This window comes from Bradyrhizobium sp. CCBAU 65884 (genome assembly GCF_028128835.1).
Lineage (GTDB): Bacteria > Pseudomonadota > Alphaproteobacteria > Rhizobiales > Xanthobacteraceae > Bradyrhizobium > Bradyrhizobium ottawaense.
Map to the genome: position 1 here is coordinate 39,074 of NZ_LBJU01000008.1, position 16,727 is coordinate 55,800.

The 16,727-nt window shown below is 65.5% G+C and carries 16 protein-coding genes and 1 pseudogene; 6 read left to right on the plus strand and 11 right to left on the minus strand.

The genetic code is table 11. The features are described 5' to 3' along the window. Positions 1-95 precede the first annotated feature (95 nt). Entirely contained in the window at positions 96-1,433 is a 1,338-nt protein-coding gene (locus tag XI03_RS00930; RefSeq protein ID WP_271591035.1) for an amidohydrolase, read from the minus strand. Between the two features lie 30 nt (positions 1,434-1,463). After that, positions 1,464-1,636 (minus strand): annotated as a pseudogene (locus XI03_RS00935) (NUDIX hydrolase); the annotation flags it as partial. A 67-nt stretch (positions 1,637-1,703) separates the two neighbouring features. On the opposite strand from XI03_RS00935, the gene XI03_RS00940 reads away from it, so the two are divergent. Beyond that, positions 1,704-2,246 (plus strand): hypothetical protein, encoded by a 543-nt coding sequence (locus tag XI03_RS00940; RefSeq protein ID WP_271591036.1) that lies wholly within the window; start codon positions 1,704-1,706, stop codon positions 2,244-2,246. Between the two features lie 102 nt (positions 2,247-2,348). On the opposite strand, the gene XI03_RS00945 is transcribed toward XI03_RS00940, so the two are convergent. Genes XI03_RS00945 through topA form a run of 4 tightly spaced genes read right to left on the minus strand, consistent with a single transcriptional unit; the run spans position 2,349 to position 8,696 of the window. Further along, positions 2,349-3,101, minus strand: coding sequence for an NUDIX hydrolase (locus XI03_RS00945; RefSeq protein WP_028143946.1), 753 nt, complete (start codon positions 3,099-3,101; stop codon positions 2,349-2,351). Positions 3,102-3,130: 29 nt separating this feature from the next. Further along, positions 3,131-3,571, minus strand: a complete 441-nt coding sequence (locus tag XI03_RS00950; protein WP_271591037.1) for a DUF983 domain-containing protein — start codon at positions 3,569-3,571, stop codon at positions 3,131-3,133. After that, the gene (rnr, locus tag XI03_RS00955) at positions 3,565-5,934 is read right to left on the minus strand and encodes a ribonuclease R (protein ID WP_271591038.1); all 2,370 of its coding nucleotides are present in this window, start codon (positions 5,932-5,934) and stop codon (positions 3,565-3,567) included. The genes XI03_RS00950 and rnr overlap by 7 nt, the downstream gene beginning before the upstream one ends. Before the next feature lie 20 nt (positions 5,935-5,954). Then, positions 5,955-8,696 carry a type I DNA topoisomerase gene (topA, locus tag XI03_RS00960; protein WP_038950308.1) on the minus strand — a complete coding sequence of 914 codons (2,742 nt, stop codon included), beginning with the start codon at positions 8,694-8,696 and terminating at the stop codon, positions 5,955-5,957. A 311-nt stretch (positions 8,697-9,007) separates the two neighbouring features. Here topA and XI03_RS00965 point away from each other — a divergent pair, with 311 nt between their 5' ends. Then, the gene (locus tag XI03_RS00965) at positions 9,008-9,163 is read left to right on the plus strand and encodes a hypothetical protein (protein WP_240536454.1); all 156 of its coding nucleotides are present in this window, start codon (positions 9,008-9,010) and stop codon (positions 9,161-9,163) included. A 191-nt stretch (positions 9,164-9,354) separates the two neighbouring features. On the opposite strand, the gene XI03_RS00970 is transcribed toward XI03_RS00965, so the two are convergent. Further along, positions 9,355-9,819 (minus strand): winged helix-turn-helix transcriptional regulator, encoded by a 465-nt coding sequence (locus XI03_RS00970; protein ID WP_271591039.1) that lies wholly within the window; start codon positions 9,817-9,819, stop codon positions 9,355-9,357. Positions 9,820-9,941: 122 nt separating this feature from the next. On the opposite strand from XI03_RS00970, the gene XI03_RS00975 reads away from it, so the two are divergent. Then, complete coding sequence (locus tag XI03_RS00975) at positions 9,942-10,715, plus strand: SDR family oxidoreductase (protein WP_271591040.1); 774 nt, start codon at positions 9,942-9,944, stop codon at positions 10,713-10,715. Between the two features lie 178 nt (positions 10,716-10,893). Further along, the gene (locus XI03_RS00980) at positions 10,894-11,076 is read left to right on the plus strand and encodes a hypothetical protein (RefSeq protein ID WP_271591041.1); all 183 of its coding nucleotides are present in this window, start codon (positions 10,894-10,896) and stop codon (positions 11,074-11,076) included. Between the two features lie 71 nt (positions 11,077-11,147). Here XI03_RS00980 and XI03_RS00985 read toward each other — a convergent pair whose 3' ends face one another. Then, positions 11,148-11,756: an FMN-dependent NADH-azoreductase gene (locus XI03_RS00985; RefSeq protein WP_271591042.1), complete on the minus strand. Its 609-nt coding sequence runs from the start codon at positions 11,754-11,756 to the stop codon at positions 11,148-11,150. A gap of 83 nt (positions 11,757-11,839) precedes the next feature. On the opposite strand from XI03_RS00985, the gene XI03_RS00990 reads away from it, so the two are divergent. Then, positions 11,840-12,262: a winged helix-turn-helix transcriptional regulator gene (locus XI03_RS00990; RefSeq protein WP_028143937.1), complete on the plus strand. Its 423-nt coding sequence runs from the start codon at positions 11,840-11,842 to the stop codon at positions 12,260-12,262. Here XI03_RS00990 and dprA read toward each other — a convergent pair. Next, positions 12,259-13,377: a DNA-processing protein DprA gene (gene dprA, locus XI03_RS00995; protein WP_271591043.1), complete on the minus strand. Its 1,119-nt coding sequence runs from the start codon at positions 13,375-13,377 to the stop codon at positions 12,259-12,261. The genes XI03_RS00990 and dprA overlap by 4 nt on opposite strands. A 115-nt stretch (positions 13,378-13,492) precedes the next feature. On the opposite strand from dprA, the gene XI03_RS01000 reads away from it, so the two are divergent. Next, the gene (locus XI03_RS01000) at positions 13,493-14,737 is read left to right on the plus strand and encodes an amidase (protein WP_271591044.1); all 1,245 of its coding nucleotides are present in this window, start codon (positions 13,493-13,495) and stop codon (positions 14,735-14,737) included. On the opposite strand, the gene XI03_RS01005 is transcribed toward XI03_RS01000, so the two are convergent. Continuing rightward, positions 14,729-15,934 carry a patatin-like phospholipase family protein gene (locus XI03_RS01005; protein WP_271591045.1) on the minus strand — a complete coding sequence of 402 codons (1,206 nt, stop codon included), beginning with the start codon at positions 15,932-15,934 and terminating at the stop codon, positions 14,729-14,731. The two genes, XI03_RS01000 and XI03_RS01005, sit on opposite strands and share 9 nt — an antisense overlap. A 172-nt stretch (positions 15,935-16,106) precedes the next feature. Further along, positions 16,107-16,703, minus strand: a complete 597-nt coding sequence (gene plsY / locus XI03_RS01010) for a glycerol-3-phosphate 1-O-acyltransferase PlsY (RefSeq protein ID WP_028143933.1) — start codon at positions 16,701-16,703, stop codon at positions 16,107-16,109. Positions 16,704-16,727 lie beyond the last annotated feature (24 nt).

The following is a 16,727-nucleotide window of genomic DNA, read 5'->3' on the forward strand; positions in this document are numbered from 1 at the left end:
ATCGCGTCATTCCGGGGCGCGCACCTTCGCGCGAGCCACGATGCGCAATTGCGCATCTGAGAATCCATCAATCCGCGGACACCGAGGCGAGAGGGCTACTGCCCCCGGGCCCTTTGATCGAAGGCGCTCAGCACGGCGAGCGTCATCGCGGTGACGCCGGTCTGGATGGTCGGTTTCGGCACCGGGGCGAATTGCGGCGAGTGATTGCCGGGAAGCGGCGGGCCGCTGCCGTTGCGCGCGGCGGCGACGCGGTCGGGCTCATAAACGCCGATGTTGAAGAACATCGACGGCACGCCGGCGTTGACATATTCCGAATAGTCTTCGCTGGTCGTGTTCGCAGGGCTGACGTTGAGCTTGTCGCCGAAGGCCGCTTTCAGCACCCGCTCGGCCTGGCCGACCACCGCGGCATCATTCACTACCGCCTTGGTGCCTTCGTCGAGGTGGATTTCGGGCGCAGGCGCATCCGCCATCGCCGCCACCGCTTTCGCCGTTCGCTCGATCCCGGCCAGCATCCTCGCGCGCACCTGCGGCTTGAAGCTGCGGATCGTGCCGATCATCCTGGCCTCGTCGGGGATGACGTTGCCGGCGGTGCCGGCGTGGATCGCGCCGATGGTGACAAGGCCGAATTCGGTCGGGTCCTTCTCGCGGCTGATCACGCTCTGGACATCGACGACAAAGCGCGATGCCATCATCACGGGATCGATGGTCGCCTGCGGTATCGCGCCATGACCGCCGCGGCCGACGAATCTGATGAAGAGACCGTCGACATTCGACGATCCGACCCCGACCCTGTAGGTCACGGAGCCGTAGGCCCCACTGCCGTCGTGCAGGGCAAATCCCGCATCGGGCTTCGGAAAGCGGGTGAACAGGCCATCGGCGATCATCGCCCTTGCGCCCGCGACCTCTTCCTCGGCGGGCTGCGCGATGAACATCAGCGTACCGTGCCACTGGTCCTTGATGCCGACCAGGGTCTTCGCCGTGCCGACCCAGCTCGCCATGTGGATGTCATGGCCGCAGCTATGGGCGACGAATGTCTCGCGGCCCTGCCAGATCTGCTTGTCGCGGCTGGCATAGGGCAGGCCGGTCTTCTCCTCCATGGGTAGCGCATCAAGCTCGGTGCGAACCATGATGGTGGGACCGTCACCGTTCCTGTAGATGGCAACAAGGCCCGTCTTGCCGACGTGCTCGGTGACTTCAAAACCAATCGCACGCATCTCGCCGGCGAGTTTCGCCGCAGTCTTCTCCTCCTGGAAGGCAATCTCGGGATGGGCGTGGATGTCCTTATTGAGCGCGTCGAGCTTCGGATATTCGCTCTCGAAGGCGGTCTCGATGGTTTGCTTCAACCTGGCGACGTCGAGCTCCGCATGGGCGGACGGCGAGAGCAGGCTGTACAACGCCACGGAAGCGAGCAGAGGCCTTACGAAGCGCATCATCCGATCCTCCGGTTGTTTTTAAGCGCTCATTTATTCACCTAGCACATCTCGTCGCATCTTTCCGCCATAGAAATGGAAGAACGGCACCGGCGCATCGCGGCGGAGCGGGCTGTCGCGTTGAGCAGGTTGCGCGTCATCGGATGCAGATTGGCGAGCGGTTTTGAGCCGAGCCCGACCCAGAGCGGCTTGTCCAGCCCCGCATCGAGGCGTCTCTTCGAACCAATCCGCTGCTTGCGCCGACCAAGCCATGACCCCGCGAGGAGACCCTTCATGGCCGTCGCAATGACCTTGGACGGCGGCATCGTCCGCATCGACCGGCCCATGCCATGGGTCGGCCGGCTGCTGTCGCTGCCGCTGCTGGCGGCAAGCGGCTATCTGCTGTGGAATGTCGCGCTCGGCCTGCGCCAGGATTTCTTCGGCTTCGGAAGGCTCGCCGACGATCTCGTGCCGGTGCTGGTGTTCACGGGGTTCGGGCTGCTCGTCGGCATCCCCGGCATCATCCTGCTGACGTTCCGCTACTTCGTCGTGCTCAACGAGACGCTGCGCCAGATCGTGATCACCAGGCAGTTCGGCCCGCTGAACATTCGCTCGTCGCGCAATCTCGCCGACTATCACTTCATCAGCGTCATCGACGACTACGATACGGATCTGAGGACGTACGACGTCAATCTCTGCGGCAACAAGGGCGTCGAGCCGATCACACTTCAGAGCTTCACGCGTCGAGAGGAGGCGGATCAGCTCGCAAGCGAGATCGGCCGCGTCCTCAAGCTGCCGACGCGCGATTATGTCGGCACCGAGCCGGACGCGGACTGACTAAAGCGCGATGCGATGAGGATGAATCGTCATCGCACTTTAGGTTGTTGTTTTAAGCATGATCTTTTCGGAAAACCGCTGCGCACTTTTCCGGATCATGCTTTAGCCCAAAATATCCTTCTGCATCTTGCCGCCGTAGAAATGGAAGAACGGCACCGGCGCATCGTGGCGCAGCGGGCCGGTGGCAAGGCGGGTGTGGAGCTCGTTGAGCACGTTGCGAGTCATCGGATGCAAATCGGCCAGCGGCTTGGAGCCGAGCTCGACCCAGACCAGCTCGACCAGTTCGGCATCGGCATGGATCACGCCGTCGACGCGGTGGGCGATCGCGGAGGCGTCCGCGGTGAAGAAGCGCGTGTCGAACCGCTTGACGCGGCCGGGCGGGGTGATCGCGCGCGCGATCAGGAACAGGCTGGAGGGATCGGGCAGCAGGCCCGCATCGGCAAACGGCTTCCAGGGGCCGTCGAGTTTTGACACTTTGCCCTCGGCCGTCCGCCCGAGGCAGAGGCCGGTTTCTTCGCAGGCCTCGCGGATCGCGGCAATGGCGAGCGACTTCGCGCGCGAGGCCGGCGTCTTTGGGCTGCCCTTGGCGAGATTGGCCTCCAGTTCGGCGGTGATGGGCGCAGCACAGGGCACGCGATAGTCGGCCTTGTCGACGCGTCCGCCGGGGAAGACGAACTTGCCGGGCATGAACACCACCTTGTCGTGGCGCTTGCCGACCAGCACTTTCGGAATGGCGCCGCTGCGGTCGACCAGGATCAGCGTTGCCGCATCCCTCGGACGGAAATAGGGATGATGATCGGCTTCCTTCTCCTCGTGGACCTTGGCCTTCTCCGCGACTTGCGCAATATCCGTCATGTCCTCACCCAACGCTTTTTACTTCTTGCTTACACCGGCGGAATACCATCCGGAGGGTTCTCGTCAAACCCGTGCATGCGCAGAGCCCATTGCAGGCCGACCACAGCTCCCTTCACCGGCTGCAGCAGCGCGAGCGAGGCGACGAAGGTGAAGGGCAGATAGGCCGCGAAGCTGAGCCAGACCGGCGTCGTGTAATTGGTCTCGATCCAGAGGATCGTGGGCACCACGATGTGACCGACGATGACGATCACGAGATAGGCGGGCAGATCGTCGGCGCGGTGCGGCGTGAAATCGAGGCCGCATTTGGCGCAATCGTCTGCGGTCTTCAGGAAGGCGCGGAACAGTTTGCCCTCGCCACAGCGCGGGCAGCGGCCGCGAAAGCCGCGCTTCATCGCCGCCCAGAGATCGCGCTTCTCGACGAGGCCCGTCTCGCGCGTCCAGATTTTTGGGGCCGTGCTCATCGTCACCATGCTTTGCCCTTTTTACCGCCGCCTTTGCCCTTGTTCTTTCCTTTATTCTTTCCCTGGCCCTTCTTCCCCTTGCCGGATTTTGGCTTCGCCGGCTTGCGTTTTCTATCCGGGCTGCGTCCGGGCTGCGCCTTGAACGAGGGGCGGCGCTGCGGACCGGATGGTCTGCGTTCGCGCGGCGCGGTCTCACCGGAAGACGACAGCAGCTCGAAGCGCAGCGCGCCCGCGATCGGCGCTGCCTCGATCAGGCGGACGTCGACCACGTCCCCCAGCTGATACATGGTGCGGCTGCGCGTGCCGACGAGGGCGTGTCGGCTCTCGTCATAGTTGAAATATTCCGTGCCGAGGGATCGGATCGGGATCAGGCCGTCGGCGCCGGTCTCGGCGAGCTTGACGAACAGGCCGGCGCGGGTGACGCCGGAGACCCGGCCCTGGAAACTCGCGCCGATGCGATTAGCCAGGTGATGGGCAATCAGCCGGTCGACGGTCTCGCGCTCCGCCTTCATCGCGCGGCGCTCGGTCACCGAGATGTGGGCTGCGACCTCGCCGAGGCTTTCCGGCGTCTCGCTGTCGGGCAGGGCGCCTTCGCCGAGACCGAGCGCTCGGACCAGCGCGCGGTGCACGACGAGGTCGGCATAGCGGCGGATCGGCGAAGTGAAATGCGCGTAGCGGCGCAAATTCAGGCCGAAGTGCCCGTAATTCTCCGAAGAGTATTCGGCCTGCGCCTGGGCGCGCAGCACGACCTCGCTCACCAGCGGGTAATAATCATGGCCTTCGAGCTGGGCCAGCACGCGGTTGAATGTGGTGGGACGCAGAGCGCCTGATTTGGCGAAGGGAACGTCGAGCGTCTCCAGAAATTCCGCGAGTGCGTGGACCTTTTCCAGGGTCGGCTCGTCATGCACGCGGTAGATCAGCGGGAGCGACTTCTTCTCCAGCATCTCGGCGGCTGCGACGTTGGCGAGGATCATGAACTCCTCGATCAGCTTGTGCGCGTCGAGGCGCTCGGGCACGACGACCCGGTCGACCGTGCCGTCGCTCTTCAGGAGGATCTTGCGCTCGGGCAGATCGAGATTGAGCGGATCGCGCTCGTCGCGGGCGCGCTTGGCGCAGGCATAGGCGGCATAGAGCGGCCTCAATATCGGATCGAGCAGGGGGCCGGTGGTGTCATCAGGCCGGCCGTCGATCGCGGCCTGCGCCTGCGCGTAGCTCAGCTTGGCCGCCGAGCGCATCAGGATGCGGTGGAAGCTGTGCGAGCGCTTGCGGCCGTCGGGGCCGAGCACCATGCGCACCGCGAGCGCGCCACGCGGCTCGCCCGGCACCAGCGAGCAGAGATCGTTCGAGATGCGCTCGGGCAGCATCGGCACGACGCGGTCGGGGAAATAGACGGAATTGCCGCGGTCGAGCGCGTCGCGGTCGAGCGCGCTGCCCGGCCGGACGTAGAAGCTGACATCGGCAATGGCGACGTTGACGATGAAGCCGCCCTTGTTGTTGGGATCTTCATCGGGCTGCGCGTGCACCGCGTCGTCGTGATCCTTGGCGTCGGGCGGATCGATGGTGAGAAGCGGCACGTCGCGCCAATCCTCGCGGCCCTTCAAATTGGCCGGCTCCGCCGCTTCCGCATCGCGCATCGCGGCGGGCGAGAATTGCAGCGGGATGTCGTGGGCGTAGATCGCGATCAGGCTGATCGCCTTCTCCGACTTGACCGAGCCGAGCTTCTCTTTCACCCGGCCGGACGCCAGCCCAAAGCTGCGCGTGCGGACGATGTCGACGCTGACGAGATCGCCGTCCTGCGCGCCGTGTGTGTCGGCCGCGGCGATGTTCAGCTCGCGGTCCGCGGACTTCTTGTCGACGGGCACGAGCCGTCCGCCGCCTTCGGGCAGGCTGCGAAACACGCCGAGGATGCGGCTCTTGGCCTTGTCGAAGACCTTGATGATGTGGCCGCGATAGGCGGGGCCTTCGGTCTCGGACGTCGGCTCGACGCGTAGCAGCACGCGATCGCGGACGCCGGCGACGGTGCCTGGCTTTGGCCGGCGCGGCGTCTGGATGCGAATTTTGGGGGGCTCGCCACTCTCGACCTCGTCCCATTCGGTGGGGGAGGCGATCAATTCGCCGTCCTGGTCGCGGCCGGTAATGTCGGCGACCAGCGTCGGCGGCAGCGCGTCCGGCTCGGACACCTTGTGGCGCTTCTTCTTGATGGTTCCGTCGTCGGCGAGCTCGCGCAATATGCGCTTGAGCTCGACGCGATCGGCGTTCTTCAGGCCGAACTCGCGCGCAATTTCGCGGGTGCCGACGTTTCCTTGATTTGCCTTGATGAAGGCGACGATGGCTTGCCTGTCGGGAAAGCCACGGTCATTCTTGCGTTTCACTTAACCTCTAATTCTTGATCTCAAGTCTTGCCGGCACTCTTCTTGGCCGGGGCCTTGGGGGCGGCTGCCTTGGTCGGCGACGTTTTTGCGGTCGACGACACGGCTGCGCGCGCCTTGCTGGTGGATTCAGTTTTCGATTTGGCCGCCTTCTTCGCGGCCGGTTTCTTCTTCGGCGCGGCGTCATCGCCGTCCGCAGCCTTCTCTGCAGTCTTCTTGGCCTTGGCCGGTTTCGCTGCCTTCTTCGGCTTCTTGCCGCCGCCCTTGGCAGCCCGCTCGTCGATCAGCGCGATCGCCTGTGCCAGCGTGACGGTGTCCTTTTCGAACTCGGCGGGGATCGTCGCGTTGACACCGCCGGCGGTGACATAGGCGCCGTAGCGGCCGCTCTTCACGGTGACGGTGCCGAGCGAGGGATGATCGCCGATCGCCTTGCCGGGATCGGCGCCGAAGCGGCGGCTCGGGCCCTTGGCGACCTTTTCCGCGATCAGCGTCACCGCGCGGTTGAGGCCGATGTCGAACACCTCGTCGCCGGCCTCCAGGCTGGCATAGGTCTTCTCATGCTTGACGAACGGCCCGAAGCGGCCGAGCCCGGCGGTGATCGGCTGACCGGTCTCCGGATGCTTGCCGATCTCGCGCGGCAGCGACAGCAGCTTCAGCGCAAGCTCGAGCTCGACATCGCCGGGCGACGTGCCCTTCGGAATGCCGGCGCGCTTCGGCTTCTCGCCTTCCGCATAATCCTTCTGCTCGCCGAGCTGGATATAGGGACCAAACCGGCCGGCCTTGACCCAGACATCGAAGCCGGTGTCGGGATCCTGGCCGAGCGAACGGTCGGCGCTGGCCTCGCCATCGGCGGCGAGCTGGCGGGTGTAGCGGCACTCCGGATAATTTGAGCAGCCGACGAAGGCGCCGAACTTGCCGGCCTTCAGGTTGAGCCGGCCGGTGCCGCAGTTCGGGCACTGCCTGACGTCGCCGCCGTCGGCACGGGGCGGATAGATGTGCGGCCCGAGCATCTCGTCGAGCACGTCGAGCACCTGCGCGACGCGCAGATCCTTGATGTCGTCGACGGCGCCGATGAAACCGGTCCAGAAATCCTTCAGCACCTGCTGCCAGGAGATCTCGTTGTTGGAGATGCGGTCGAGCTGCTCCTCGAGACCCGCCGTAAAATCGTATTCGACGTAGCGGCTGAAGAAGCTTTCCAGGAACGCGATCACGACGCGGCCCTTGTCCTCGCCGTGCAGGCGCTTCTTCTCCAGCTTGACGTAGCCGCGGTCCTTCAGGACCTGCAGGATCGAGGCATAGGTCGAGGGCCGGCCGATGCCGAGCTCTTCCATGCGCTTGACCAGCGAGGCCTCGGAGAAGCGCGGCGGCGGCTCGGTAAAATGCTGGGTGACGGACAGGCTCTGCCGCTTGAGCGCGTCGTTCGGGCTCATCGCGGGCAGGCGGCGGGAGTCCTCGTCCTCCTCGTCGTCGCGGCCTTCCTGGTAGAGCGCGAGGAAGCCGTCGAACTTGACCACCTGGCCGGTGGCGCGCAGCTCCAGCGTGCGGGAGCCTGCCTTCGCCGTGATGTCGACGGTGGTGCGCTCGAGCTCGGCCGATTCCATCTGGCTCGCGATGGTGCGCTTCCAGATCAGCTCATAAAGTCGCGCCTGATCGGCGTCGAGCTTGCGGCTCATGCTGTCGGGGCGGCGGGACATGTCGGTCGGACGGATCGCTTCGTGCGCTTCCTGGGCGTTCTTGGCCTTGGCCTGGTACTGGCGCGGCGCGTCCGGCACGTAGGCGTTGCCGTAATCCTCGCCGATCACCTTGCGCGCCTGGGTGATCGCCTCGGGGGCGATCTGCACGCCGTCGGTACGCATATAAGTAATGAGTCCGGTGGTCTCGCCGCCGATGTCGATGCCTTCATAGAGGCGCTGGGCGATGCGCATCGTGTGCGCCGGCGCAAAGCCGTATTTGCGGCTGGCTTCCTGCTGCAGCGTCGAGGTGGTGAAGGGCGCCTGCGGATTGCGCCGGGCGGGCTTCGCGTCTACCGAGGTCACGGCGTAGGCGGCCGTCTCCAGCGCCTTCTTGAAGTCTTCGGCTTCCGCGCCGGTTCCGATGTCGAGGCGCTGGATCTTCTTGCCGTCGGCGCCGACGAGACGGGCCTCGAACGCATCGCCGCGCGGGGTGAGCAGGGTCGCGATCAGCGACCAATATTCACGCGCGACGAATTTCTCGATCTCGAGCTCGCGGTCGCAGACGAGGCGCAGCGCCACCGACTGCACGCGGCCGGCGGAGCGGGCGCCCGGCAGCTTGCGCCACAGCACCGGGGAGAGGGTGAAGCCGACCAGATAGTCCAGCGCGCGGCGCGCCATATAGGCGTCGACCAGCGCGCCGTCGATCTGGCGCGGATGCTTCATGGCGTCCGAGACCGCCTGCTTGGTGATGGCGTTGAACACCACCCGCTCGATCTTCTGGTCCTTCAGCGCGCGCTTTTCCTTCAGCACCTCCAGCACGTGCCAGGAGATGGCCTCGCCCTCGCGATCAGGGTCGGTGGCGAGAATCAGGCGGTCGGCGTTCTTCAGGGACTTGGCGATGTCGTTGAGCCGGCCGGCCGCCTTGGGGTCGACCTCCCAGATCATCTTGAAATTGGCGTCGGGATCGACGGAGCCGTTCTTCGCGGGCAGGTCGCGGACATGGCCGAACGAGGCCAGAACCTCATAGGACGAGCCCAAATATTTGTTGATCGTCTTGGCTTTCGCCGGCGACTCCACAATGACGATATTCATGTAGTTCCAGTAACTTACGGGAAAATCTGAGGCCGAAAACGAAAGGACTCGGGTCGGCCGTTTCGCCCCGAACATGGGTGGTGAGGCGGGTCCTGTCAAATCGAGGGCTGTTGAAGGTCGCCCGGAAGGGAAAAGTTTCATATCGAGAAAGTTGTAAAATACCACCTTGGAGTTGCGATCGCTATCGGCGTAATGTTTCTGCGGGGCATGGATTCGGGTGGGGTCTGGTGACTAAGCCAGGAAAGAAACGGGCGCGCGCCGCATCAGGCGCGCCGGGAGGCTCGCGTCACGAGGAACCGGGGGAGGGCGGCGTGGACGAAGCCGTCGCCTTCATCGCCGAGCAGGTCGGGGCATTGCGCAAGCTCGCCGAGCGCCACAAGCTCGACGTGCTGCATTATCTCCTAGGCATGACCAAGCTCGAGGCCGACGAGCATGTGAGGCTGCGGAGCAAGCGCAAGCTGTCGTGAGGGCACTGCCCAACCCGTCATCCTGAGGCTCGTCCTGCTTTGCAGGACGAGCCCCTCAGGTTGACGGTCAAAGAGTTGAGAGCGCTGCTCCATCCCCGTCATTGCGAGCGCAGCGAAGCAATCCAGAGCCTTTCCGCAGTGGCAATCTGGATTGTTTCGCTGCGCTCAATGACGGTGGCAACCGTGCGTCATCACGCCGACCGCCGCCGCGGCGGCCGCGGCTTCAACATGGTGTCGGCGGGCGTAAGCAGCCGTCCGTCCTCCGCACGCATTTCGAGCTTCTTCACCGGGCGGTGCTTGGCGCGATCCACCAACACGGTCGCGATCTCCTTAGGGTGATCGTCGAACTCCTCGCTCCATTGTCTGAGCGCCACCAGGATCGGGAAGGTGCCGCGGCCCTTCGGGGTCAGCACATATTCCTGATAGGCGCTGCCGTCGGAGGCGGGGGCGGTTGACAGGATGCCGTGGTCGACCAGCGAGCGCAGCCGCGCCGCCAGGATATTCTTGGCCATGCCGAGCTTGCTCTGGAATTCGCCGAAGCGGCGCAGGCCGAACAGCGCCTCGCGGATGATCAGCAGCGACCACCAATCGCCAAGCGCGTCCAGCGACCTCGCGATCGGGCAGGCATCGCCCTCGAAGCTGGTTCGTTTCACCATCGTTCCGATTCCTGTCGCGTTCGCACGATCGGCGTGCCGATCACGCGCTTGTGTGGTTGCATCATAAAACCATATGCCCTAGATGGCAACATAGTTTTATGATGCAACCACTGGAGGCGAACGTGAGACTGAAGAACAAGACGGCCCTGATCACCGGCGGCAACAGCGGCATCGGGCTGGCAACGGCCAAGCTGTTCGTGGCCGAAGGCGCCAAGGTGGTGGTCACCGGACGCAACAAACAGACTCTGGAGGCGGCGGCCAAGGAGCTCGGGCCGAACGCGCTCGCGCTCGCTGCCGACGCCACCGACATCGCGGCGACGGAAGCTGCGATCAAGCAGGGCGCCGAAAAGTTCGGCAAGTTCGACATCGTGTTCGCCAACGCCGGCATCGCCGGCGGCACGCCGCTCGGCTCTGCCACGCTCGAGGTCTTCGAGAAGGTCATCAGCACGAACCTGACAAGTGTATTCTTCACGGTGCAGGCGGCACTGCCTTATCTCAGCGACAATGCCTCGATCATCCTCAACGGCTCGGTGATCTCCGTGCTCGGCATTCCCGGCTACTCGGCCTATGGCGCGGCGAAAGCCGGCGTGCGCGCGATGGCGCGGATCATGGCCTCGGAGCTGTCGCCGCGCGGCATCCGCGTCAACGTGGTCGCGCCCGGCGCGACCCGCACGCCGATCTGGGGACCTGCGACGGCAACACCGGAAGCCGAGAAGGCGTTCGAGAAGCGGATCGCGCTGTCGACGCCTCTGGGGCGCATCGGCGAAACCGATCACGTTGCGAAGACGGTGCTATTCCTTGCCTCCGATGATTCCGCGCATGTGCAGGGCCAGGAGATCTTCGTCGACGGCGGCGCGGTGGCCTCGCCGAGCGGCGCGCCGATCTATCGCGGTTGATCAAGTGAAGTAAAAATTGAATCAGTCGGCGCGATCATTGCGATTGCGCCGGCAGATTCCTGCACCTGCCGAGCTGCATATTCCTGAACCTTGCGTGAGGCCCGTTGAACCTTCGCGCCAGCTGCCAAGACATTTTTACGGGCAGGGGGTCACAAGACTCATTTCAAGGGAGCCCGATATGCCAAAAGCAGCCCGCATTTTTTCATCGATTTCAGCACCGCGCATCTACACCGAGAATTCCGCGGTTCCGGCCAAACGCTCCGATACGTCCGAATTCATCGGAGTGGTTCTGTTCGCCGGCATCGGCCTGTTCGTCTCGCTCGTCGCCGTCATCCTGGGCATGCAAGGCGCCTGGTTCTAGCCTCGCAGACCGGCCGCCGTGCATCAGCCGCCGCAGGCAAGGCCCCGGCGACTGATGATGTCGGCATGATCTCAGGCCGCGCGAAGACTTGTTGCCGCCTGGAGCGCACCCGCCAGCGCCTTCTCGCGGTGATCCGGTCCGACCTGGATGCCGTCGGCGGGGATGAACTCGACGTTCGTGATACCGATGAACCCGAACACCCAGCGCAGATAGGTTTCGAGATGCTCGCCGGCTGCGTAGGGCGTTTCGACGCCGTAATAGCCGCCGCGTGAGATCGCCACGATCACGCGCTTGCCGCCGGCGAGCCCCTCGGGCCCGGCTGCGCCGTATTTGAAAGTCTTCCCCACCACCAGGATGCGATCGATCCAGGCCTTGAGCTGGCTCGGAATCGTGAAATTGTACATGGGCGCCCCGATCACGACGATGTCGGCGGCCAGGAACTCGTCCAGCGCGGCTGCGCTTGCGGCAAGGTCGGGTCCGAGTTCCGCCGGTGCGGGCGCGCCTTGCGCGGCGGCAAGGTGCGAGCCGGAGAGGTGGGCCAGCGGGGTCTGGGTCAGATCGCGATAAATGATGTCCAGTGAGGGCGTCGCCTGCCGGAGCCGGTCGACGATGGCGGCGGAGACCTGCCGGGACACGGAGTGGGGGCCGAGCACGCTGGAGTCGAGATGGAGGAGTTTCATTTGGGGTCACCCTGGTATAAGTTTGTAACCAGAGCTACATGAGTGACTAGCGAAAACCCCGCAAGAACGCACTTTTTTGAGCCATGGGCACATCTTTGAAACTTGAGAACACTGGTTTTCCTGCGACGCCGAGGCCCGATCCAATGCCGCATCCCGACCATGCGGACTGCCGTGGGGTCGCCTCCGTGCTGTCTCGCGTCGGTGACAAATGGAGCGTGTTCGTCATCATGATGCTGAGCGACGGGCCTAAGCGCTTCAACGAGCTGAAGCGCATGATCAACGGCATCTCGCAGCGCATGCTGACCTTGACGCTGCGCGGGCTGGAGCGCGATGGCCTGGTCACGCGCACGATCTTTCCGACCATTCCGCCACGCGTCGATTACGAGCTGACCGATCTCGGCCGCGGGCTGCAACAGCCGGTGAAAGCGCTCGGGCAGTGGGCGATCGACCATCTGATGCAGATCGAGGCGGCGCGCACGCAGTTCGACCAGCGCAACGACGGCTAAAGCAGCGACACCAAGCCGCCGCCGTGACGTTCGAGCTTTCCGGCAAGCTCGAGCTCCAGCAGCACGGTGCGGACGATCGCGGGCGAGGCGCCGGACATCCGCACGAGATCGTCGATCGAGATGGGGGTGGGGCCGAGCAGGCCGGTGATCTGGTCGCGGTCGTGGCCTTGCGGCTCGCTCTCGAACGGCTCGCTGTCGGGCTCGCTCGCAGGAATCATCAGCGGCCGCTCCATGATTGGTGCGACAGCATTGATGATGTCGGCAGCTTCGGTGACGAGGGTCGCGCCCTGCTTGATCAGATCATTGGCGCCGGCGGCACGCGGATCGAGCGGCGAGCCCGGGACCGCGAACACCTCGCGGCCCTGTTCGGCCGCCATCCGCGCGGTGATCAGGGAGCCCGAGCGGTGCGCCGCTTCCACCACGACGACGCCGAGCGAGGCGCCCGAGATCAGCCGGTTGCGGCGAGGAAAGTCGCGGGCGCGCGGCTCGTGGCCGAGCGGCATCTCGGAGATCGCAGCCCCCGCGTGGTCGAGGATCCCTGCGAGCAGGTCGCCATGCTCGGGCGGATAGATGCAATCATGTCCGCCGGCGAGCACCGCGATCGTCCCGCTTGCGACACTGGCGCGATGCGCGGCCTGATCGACGCCGCGGGCGAGCCCGGAGATGACGATAAAACCGGCTTCGCCAAGCTCGCGCGCCAGCAGGCCTGCGAATTTCAGCCCGGCGCCGGATGCGTTGCGCGAGCCGACGATGGCGATCATCGGCCGCATCAGGGTTTGGGTATCGCCGCGCACCGCGAGCAGCGGCGGCGCATCGTCGATCATCGCCAGCCGGGCCGGATAGCCGTCCTCGCCGGGTGCGCGCCAGGCGATGCCGAATTTGCGGCTCGCGGCGAGCTCGGCCTTGGCCTCGTCGGCGCTGCAGATGCGCCCCGATCGCTGGGCGCCGCCGCGGCGCGCCAGATCAGGCAGCCGCTCCAGCGCAGCACGCGGGCTGCCGAAATGATCCACCAGCGAACGAAAAGTGCGCGGCCCGACATTGTCGGAGCGGATCAGCCGCAGGCGGTCGATCCTGTCAGCCTCGGTCAGCTCCACGCTCGGATTGATGGCGTCCACGGCGTCTCCTTGTAGTCACAGCATGGAACAACCTGAGGGCGTTGCGCAACAGCGACCTGCGCTTGCCTGGTCCCGCCCCGATGCTAAAAGCGATGCCAATAAGAAGGGTTTTGCCATGATTTCACTCGCCGACCTCCAGCGCCGCATCGAAGCGGGGGAGCTTTCGCCCGAGGCCGCCATCGCCCAGTCGCATGCGGCGATAGAGGCCAGGGAGAAGGACGTTCGCGCCTTCGTCCGCCACGACAAATCCGCGAAGGCGCAAGCCTCCGGTCCGCTGCGCGGCATCGCGGTCGGCATCAAGGACATCATCGACACCGCCAACATGCCGACCGAGATGGGCTCGGAAATCTATCGCGGCTGGCAGCCGCGCGCCGATGCGCCTGTTGTCATGATGCTGAAGCGGGCAGGCGCCACCATCATCGGCAAGACCACCACGACCGCGTTCGCCTCGCGCGATCCGACCCCGACGCTCAATCCGCATAAGTTCGGCCACTCGCCGGGCGGCTCGTCGGCGGGTTCGGCGGCGGCCGTCGGCGCCGGCATGATCCCGCTTGCGCTCGGCACCCAGACCGGCGGCTCGGTGATCCGGCCCGCGGCCTATTGCGGGACTGCCGCGATCAAGCCCTCGTTCCGGATGCTGCCGACGGTCGGCGTGAAATGCTATTCATGGGCGCTCGACACGGTCGGCCTGTTCGGCGCCCGCGCCGAGGATCTCGCGTGCGGATTGCTCGCGATGACCGGCCGCAGCGAATTTTCCGGCATCGTCCCGGCGAAGGCGCCGCGCATCGGCGTGGTCAGGCAGGAGTTCGCCGGCGCCGTGGAGCCGGCGGCCGAAGAGGGCCTGTTGGCCGCGGTGAAGGCGGCGGAGCGCGCCGGTGCCAGCGTGCAGACGATCGATCTGCCCGAGGCGGTGCAGGAGGCCTGGCGCATCCATCCCATCGTCCAGGACTTCGAAGCGCATCGCGCGCTGGCCTGGGAGTTTTCGGAGCGTCACGACGAGATCGCGCCGATGCTGCGGGCAAGCCTCGATGCCACCGCCAATCTGACGCCGAAGGACTATGACGAGGCGCGCCGGATCAGCCGTCGCGGCCGCCGCGAGCTCGGCGAATTGTTCGAGGGCGTCGACGTGCTCCTGACCTATTCGGCGCCCGGCACGGCTCCGGCCAAGGAGCTCGCGACGACAGGCGACCCCCGCTACAACCGGCTCTGGACGCTGATGGGCAATCCTTGCGTCAACGTGCCGGTGCTGAAGGCGGGTGGCCTGCCGATCGGCGTGCAGGTGATCGCACGCTTCGGCAACGACGCGCGCGCGCTGGCAACGGCGTGGTTCCTCGAGGATGCGCTGGCGAAATCAGGCTAGCGCGGGCTCGTTGCTCGCGATGTGCTGATCGGATGCAGGTGAAGCTGCACTGACGGCGGTGCCTTGCCCGAGCCAGCGCTCGGCGGCTGCGCGACCACTCCGGTGCAGCAGGCGAATGAAGCCACGGCCGAGATCGGTGGACGAACGTTGCGCCAGGCCGTCAACGGAATCTTCCGCCGCGATCCTGGTGAGGCGCAGCGACGGCGCGGCATGAGCCTGCGCCCATTCGATCGCCGCGATCTCGGCATTGAGGGCGGCGTTGGCCGCGATCTGGTCCAGCCGGCGATCAATCCCGGCGAGCGTGATCGGCACGTAGCTGTCGCGCGCCGGCGTGACCTGGACGAGCAGGACGTCGGACGTCGTCGTGTCCTGCGTCAGCCGCAGCAGCGGCGGGTTGCCGCCAAAGCCGCCGTCCCAATAGGCTTCGCCCTCGATCTCGACGGCGCAGTGAACCAACGGCGGACAAGTCGAGGCCAGCGCGACGTCGGCGGTGATGGCATCGTTGCGGAAGATCTGCTGCTGCCCGTCGCGGATCCGTGTCGCCGCGATCAGGAGCTTCGGGCAGTCCGGATTGAGCAGCGCGGCGAAATCGATGTCGCGCGATAGCGCCTGCCGCAGCGGATCGAGATCGAACGGATCGAACTGGCCGGAGCGCAGCGTCGGTCCGAACGCGACCGAGCTTCCCGCCGGCGAAAAGCCGCCGACCAGCATCAGCGAGCGGAACGAGGCCTCGTGCATCAGGCGGATCCAGAACCGGCTCAGCCGGCTACGTGCCGCTTCGCGGCCGCCCTCGGCAAGGCCGGAGGCGAGCAGGAGCGCATTGATGGCGCCGGCACTGGCGCCGCTGATGGTGTCGATCTCGATCGGCTCTTCCAGCAGCCGCTCCAGCACGCCCCAGGTGAAGGCGGCAAAGGTGCCACCGCCCTGCAGCGCCAGCGAGAGCTTTCTCGGCGGCCATTGGCCGGGGGGTAGCTGCGCGGGCGCAACGGGCGCGGTCGCGGTCACTACCTCGGCCGTCACTGGCGCTTGCGCGATCGGATCAGGCTGCGGCGCTGGCGGCAAGACGGGAGGAGGCGCGGGAGGCGGCGAGGGCGCATCGGACCAGATGTCGGTGGTCGAGAGCAGCCGGCTTGCCGCGGTGCGCAACGCACCTCGCGAACCAACCCCGTCATGCGCGCCGACCATCTTCTCGCTCATTCTGAGCAACCGCGTAACGCCATCTCGACTGTCAGGATGACAGGCATGGAACACATTCGCTACTGCCTGCCGCGAAAGCGCCGGCAGTTGCGAACAGGATTTGCCATATAATGCAGAGAGGGGGCTTCGGTATCCGTAGATGCCCCGGCTTTAGACGCGGACCTCGAAGCGACTACGCCTTCTCGCCGATCCGGCTTTCTTTGCCAGCTTGCAATCGCTTGATGTTCTCGCGATGCGCGTAGAACAAGAGCAGCGTCAGCACCGCGAACAAGGCTGCGAGCGCAAGGTGCCCGAACCACCACAGGAACATCGGCGTGACGAACGCCGCCACCAGCGCGGAGAGCGAGGAGTAGCGGGTGGTGAAGGCGGTCGCCAGCCAGATCAGGCAGAACACGACGGCGCCGGGCCAGAACAGTCCGAGCAGGATGCCGATATAGACGGCCACGCCCTTGCCGCCCTTGAACTTGAGCCAGACCGGGAAGAGGTGGCCGAGGAAGGCGCCGAGCCCGGCCACCATGGCGGCATTGGGTCCTGCGATGTAGCCGGCGATCACCACGGCCACGGTGCCCTTGAGCGCGTCGAACAGCAGGGTGCCCGCCGCAAGGCTCTTGCGTCCCGTGCGCAGCACATTGGTGGCGCCGATGCTGCCGGAGCCGATCGAGCGGATATCCTGGGTGCCGGCGAGCCTGGTCAGGACCAGCCCGAACGGGATCGAGCCGAGGAGGTAGCCGATGACGAAGGCCACCGGCAGAAATGCTTCAAGCCCCATGGCGGCAGCTCCAAAGGCTGGATT